The organism is Acidipropionibacterium jensenii DSM 20535, assembly GCF_000425285.1.
Taxonomy (GTDB): Bacteria; Actinomycetota; Actinomycetes; order Propionibacteriales; family Propionibacteriaceae; genus Acidipropionibacterium; species Acidipropionibacterium jensenii.
This window is the reverse complement of record NZ_AUDD01000051.1, coordinates 1-4,350: the sequence shown is the minus strand read 5'-3', so window position 1 is coordinate 4,350 and position 4,350 is coordinate 1. Positions and strand designations below refer to the sequence as shown.

General features: G+C 64.4%; 5 protein-coding genes and 2 pseudogenes. 5 read left to right on the top strand and 2 right to left on the bottom strand.

Annotation, left to right across the window (positions count from 1 at the left end):
* Positions 1-148 precede the first annotated feature (148 nt).
* Positions 149-229 (top strand): annotated as a pseudogene (locus H590_RS19505) (hypothetical protein); the annotation flags it as partial.
* The gene (locus tag H590_RS0113590) at positions 226-1,233 is read left to right on the top strand and encodes a tyrosine-type recombinase/integrase (protein WP_028703937.1); all 1,008 of its coding nucleotides are present in this window, start codon (positions 226-228) and stop codon (positions 1,231-1,233) included. The pseudogene H590_RS19505 and the gene H590_RS0113590, both read left to right, overlap by 4 nt.
* Before the next feature lie 93 nt (positions 1,234-1,326).
* Here the strand turns inward: H590_RS0113590 and H590_RS16965 are convergent, their stop codons facing one another.
* The gene (locus H590_RS16965; protein WP_051238650.1) at positions 1,327-1,590 is read right to left on the bottom strand and encodes a PLDc N-terminal domain-containing protein; all 264 of its coding nucleotides are present in this window, start codon (positions 1,588-1,590) and stop codon (positions 1,327-1,329) included.
* 321 nt (positions 1,591-1,911) lie between these two features.
* Here H590_RS16965 and H590_RS0113580 point away from each other — a divergent pair, with 321 nt between their 5' ends.
* Both H590_RS0113580 and H590_RS16960 read left to right on the top strand, forming a co-directional pair.
* Positions 1,912-2,181, top strand: a complete 270-nt coding sequence (locus H590_RS0113580) for a hypothetical protein (protein ID WP_126412643.1) — start codon at positions 1,912-1,914, stop codon at positions 2,179-2,181.
* Between the two features lie 135 nt (positions 2,182-2,316).
* Positions 2,317-3,096, top strand: a complete 780-nt coding sequence (locus tag H590_RS16960) for an SGNH/GDSL hydrolase family protein (protein WP_161626039.1) — start codon at positions 2,317-2,319, stop codon at positions 3,094-3,096.
* Between the two features lie 3 nt (positions 3,097-3,099).
* Here H590_RS16960 and H590_RS18565 read toward each other — a convergent pair whose 3' ends face one another.
* Positions 3,100-3,954 carry a hypothetical protein gene (locus tag H590_RS18565; protein WP_126412642.1) on the bottom strand — a complete coding sequence of 285 codons (855 nt, stop codon included), beginning with the start codon at positions 3,952-3,954 and terminating at the stop codon, positions 3,100-3,102.
* 219 nt (positions 3,955-4,173) lie between these two features.
* On the opposite strand from H590_RS18565, the pseudogene H590_RS18560 reads away from it, so the two are divergent.
* A pseudogene (locus H590_RS18560) lies at positions 4,174-4,350 on the top strand (ISL3 family transposase); the annotation flags it as partial.

The window sequence follows — 4,350 nt, the reverse complement described above, 5'->3', positions numbered from 1 at the left end:
GGCGCCATCACTACAATCACCACAGACCCCACACCGGGATCGGCGGCCAGACTCCCTCAGCCCGCGTTCACAACGTCACGGGGAAGTACACCTAGCGTCCGGACGCTTCCGAGCCCGGTACAAGGGGCCCGACGACGAATGGCACAACGCACCGGTCACCTTCAGGACGAAGAAGGAAGCCGGCCAGTGGCTCGACGGTGAGGCTGCCCGAGTCGCCGCGCACGAGTGACATCGCCCGAGTCCAGGGAATCCGAGGCTGAGGAGCACCGCACCACGGTCGCCGAGGGGGCTGAGCAGTGGCTCCAACATCTCCGCGACATCGGCCGTCATGATGGCACACTGCGGACCTACCGGTCGAAGCTCAAGGTGTCGATCCTCCCAGTCCTCGGAGACCGATTCATCTCTGACGTGCAGCGAGGCGACATCCGGTCATGGTGGATAGAGCTGTGCGCTGGCACCAACCCGCCGAACCTCAAGAAGGGGAAAATCACCAAGCGCACCAACGGCCAGACTCGAGGTGCCTACATGGTCGCGCAGACCATGTGGCGATGGTTCGTGGAACAGGAGTGGTGCTCCGTCTCACCGGTACATCTCCCCGGCGCGGCGGTCTACCAGCCGTCGAAGAAGATGGCAGCCAAGGACCGCGTGAAGGTCGCCACCCCAGCACAGGTGCGGGATCTCGCCTATGCGATGCCCACCGACCTGCAAGTGGCCGTGTGGCTTGCCGCGTGGTGTCAGCTGCGCCAGGGGGAGATGCTCGGGCTGAAGCGCGGCGACATAGATCTGAAGGCTGCGACGATCCACGTGTCGCGGTCGATCGAACGTCCCGAGGGTGGCGGCCTCAAAGAGGGTCCCACGAAGTCCGAGGCGGGGGACCGGGTGGTGTCGATCCCGGAGAGTATCCTGCCGATCCTCCGAGACCACCTTGCCGTCCACACGGGACCGGGGAAACGCGCGCTGGTCATCCATGACGACGAGGGCGACTGGGTGCACCCGACCGCATTCGGGAAGATCTGGACGAAGGCAGCTGCTGACGCCGGACTTCCTGGCTTCCGCTACCACGACCTCCGCCACACAGGCCTGACGATCTTCGCGCAGCAAGGAGCGACTCTGGCTGAGCTGATGAACCGCGGCGGTCACAGCGACGTGCAGGTGGCCCTCCGCTACCAGCACGCCTCTCTCGAACGGGATCAGGAGCTCACCGCGAAGCTGGACGAGAGAGTCGTGGTCTGAGCTCGTGAGGCTCCGATACCCCAGAGCACCCTCGACGCACGAAAGCCGCCCCGCCAGCGTGATGCTGGCGGGGCGGTGTTCGTAAGGGGTCGGTCAGGCCTGGTAGGGGAATTGGGGTGCCGGCGGTGTGGGTGGCCTGTTGCCGTCCTTGGTGCCCCACACGAACCAGCAGATCATGCCGATGAGCCCGGCGGGTAGGGCGGCGAGGGCCCATAGGGCCTTGAATCCGGGTGTCCAGTTCGGCGACTTCACGATGCTGACCAGGGTGATGATCCACAGGATCAGTGGCACGAGGAAGGCGATGAGCAGGGCGGCGATGTAGCCGCCTGCCAGAGCGTACGAAGTAGAGGAGTCCATGCATAACAGTCTCTCAGGCTGAGATTCTCGACGGGCGGGATTGCCCTGCCGGCCTGACGGTCGGACTGCGGGCTCGGCGGGATCCCCGGCGTCTTGCATGGCGGTGATGTCCCTGTGCTTCCGGCTCGTTGGAAGTGCGGGGGCGTCGCTCCGTCACCCTGACCCCGGTGGGCAGCCAGATCGCATAGCCTGTAGCCGAGGACCGACTGTTACGGCGTCGTGGCTGGGGGGATGATGGTTGATCGGTGGTGGAGACTTCGGGCACGTCGGCTGGCTCGTGAGACGGGTCTTCCGGCAGATCTGATTGCTGCCGAGGCGAGGGTGCTGGTTGCCGAGCGGGACATGTGTGAGGCCAGTGACGCTGCCGCTGCTGCCAGGGGTGAGTTGGAACGGCTGGTAGCCGAGGACGGTCTGGTGGACCAGATCGACGACCAGGCCCAGTGGTGCACGCTGTTGGAAGCTACGGCCGTGCGGAAACGCGACCAGTGGCAGGACATGGTCGATCAACTCGGGCAGGCGTTGGCCAGGCTTCCACCAGGATGGACACCGGAGCGGGTCCGCGCGGAGGTCGAGTCGAAGCTTCTCGTGTGAAGCAGGCCACGGAGTCGTCCGATCGCGCCGCATATGTCAAAGAGCCGCCCCGCCAGCGTCACGCTGGTGGGGCGGTTGCGTGTCTGCTGGCGAGGTGGGTGGTGGGGGGTTACGAGGGCTCGCTATTCTGCGCTCATGCGCTGGAAAATTGGTGGGCTTGTCGTGCTTGTCGTGCTTGCGATTGGCTCGTGGGCGTTCATCTTCATCAACCGCAATGGTGACGTAGCCACCGACGACAGCACCTACTCGGCACCGCCTCTACAGGCAGAGGCGAGCTCGACGCCGACGTCGACGCCGTCACCCACTCCGGCGCCCAAGGTCACGATCCCCGAGGGTGCGAAGGTTGTGATCGTCGGCGACTCGTGGACTGTGGGATACGCGGCGACGCCGGCCGGTAAGGGCTACGCACCCCTCGTGGCTGACGCGATGGGCTGGGATCTGACGAACATGGGAGCGAGTGGCACCGGCTATGTCAATCCTGGGCCGAAGGATGAGGGCACCTATGCGTCTCGGATCGCCGACGAGTCGGTGGATCGTGGCGTCGATCTGGTGATCATCCAGGGCAGTGTCAACGACGCCAGCAACAAGGATGCTGGGGGTGTCACGGCCGGGGCCACCAAGGCGATTGCCGCAGCCAGGGAAACGTGGCCGTCCGCGCAGCTGATCATCCTTGGCCCGTGTCCGAGCGTACTTCCAGTCTCGACCAACTTGTCGAGCGTGGACTCTCAACTTACTTCGATCACGCAGAAGGTACACCTGAATTACGTGTCGTGCGTGCAGGAGCAGTGGATCACCAGCAGCAATTTCTCGAGGGTCATCGACGCCAGCAAGCTGAACCATCCCTCGACCGAAGGGCACGCCTTCTTGGCAAAGAAGGTGGAGACGGATCTTCGCAAGATCGTCGTCACCAAGTAGCCGTCAGACGCCTGTGTACTCGGTTGCTGAGTAGCGGCCCCCGGCAGCGAATGCTGCCTGGTAGAGGGCTTGGTCGGCTGCTGTGAGCGCAGCCAGCGTGCGGCCCGATGCGGTCAGGTCTTCCAGGTAGAAGCGGTGGAAGACGAGTGACGCCCCCGCCCCATTGGGAATCCCGGCCATGGTGGGGGAGGCGGGAACATTCCCTGTACCAATGATCCGGGAGTACTTCTGGGCTGTCACGGCCGTGGCGCAGTTATCGTCGGATGTGCCAGATGAGGCGACGATCTCGCGGGGGCTGACCGTGGTGTTGCCGCTCGGGCTCTGCGTGCCAGATGATCCGGCGGAGTTCATGGAGGAGGACGTCGGTGAGAATCTGGAGTACGAACTCTTGGTGTTGTCGGTGGTGGAGCGTGAGTCGGTGGTGAGGTACGTCCAGATGCCACTCACGACTGCGGTGGATGGTCCGTCGAGTCCGCACCACAGGCACAGTCCCAGCCGGTGTGCCGGGTTAGCCTTGATGTAGCCGATGATCGCCGGGGGGTACTTGATGTGCCACCCGTTGACCGGCCCGGTGGAGGCCATGCGCAGTGAGCCTTTGGATGTGAGGGTGATGGCGGGTGGCGTTCTACCTGTTGTGATCACTGGGCACACGTCTGCGTCGGCGGTTGAGCCGATGAGTGTGGACGCCTGCGCGCGAGCGATGTTGGGGATCAGTGCCCCGGCCGCGGGGATAGAAGCCCACGGGGCGACAGGATGATTCACGTCGACCAGCAGCAGCGAGCCCGCATTGATGATGGGGTCGTCCCTGAGTGCGGGGCCTGTGAACGTGACTCCGGGAATGACGATTTTGCGGCTCATCTGTGGGCCCAGCCCTTCTGGTCAAGAATCGAGTTGAGGAGTGTGGCGATGGAGATCGCCCCGTACATGTTCGGGTGCACGCCGTCGCCGGCGATGAGGGTTTGCGGGCTCTTCACGAACGAGGGTGTAGCGGGTTGAGCGTGTCGGTGGCCGGGTAGGGGTCGAGGTCTCCCTGAGGATGGAAGTTCTCACACTCGCCATCTGTTGGAAGACCTCGACGTGTCACACCCTACTTTCACTACACCTTGCCTGACCACGTTCTGCGGTCTCGACGAGCTCGGCCTGGAGGCTGTCGGGCAGCGTTTGGACCCGGATCGGGCGGTGATCGAGTGCCGTGTCGTGGAGCCGGACCGGTGGTGCCGCGAGTGTGGATGCGAGGGCGCCCCGCGCGACACG

Bases quoted from the DNA above. Each gene is read 5' to 3' on its own strand.
- H590_RS16965 (WP_051238650.1), bottom strand. From the start codon at position 1,590: ATGGACTCCTCTACTTCGTACGCTCTGGCAGGCGGCTACATCGCCGCC.
- H590_RS16960 (WP_161626039.1), top strand. From the start codon at position 2,317: ATGCGCTGGAAAATTGGTGGGCTTGTCGTGCTTGTCGTGCTTGCGATT.
- H590_RS18565 (WP_126412642.1), bottom strand. From the start codon at position 3,954: ATGAGCCGCAAAATCGTCATTCCCGGAGTCACGTTCACAGGCCCCGCA.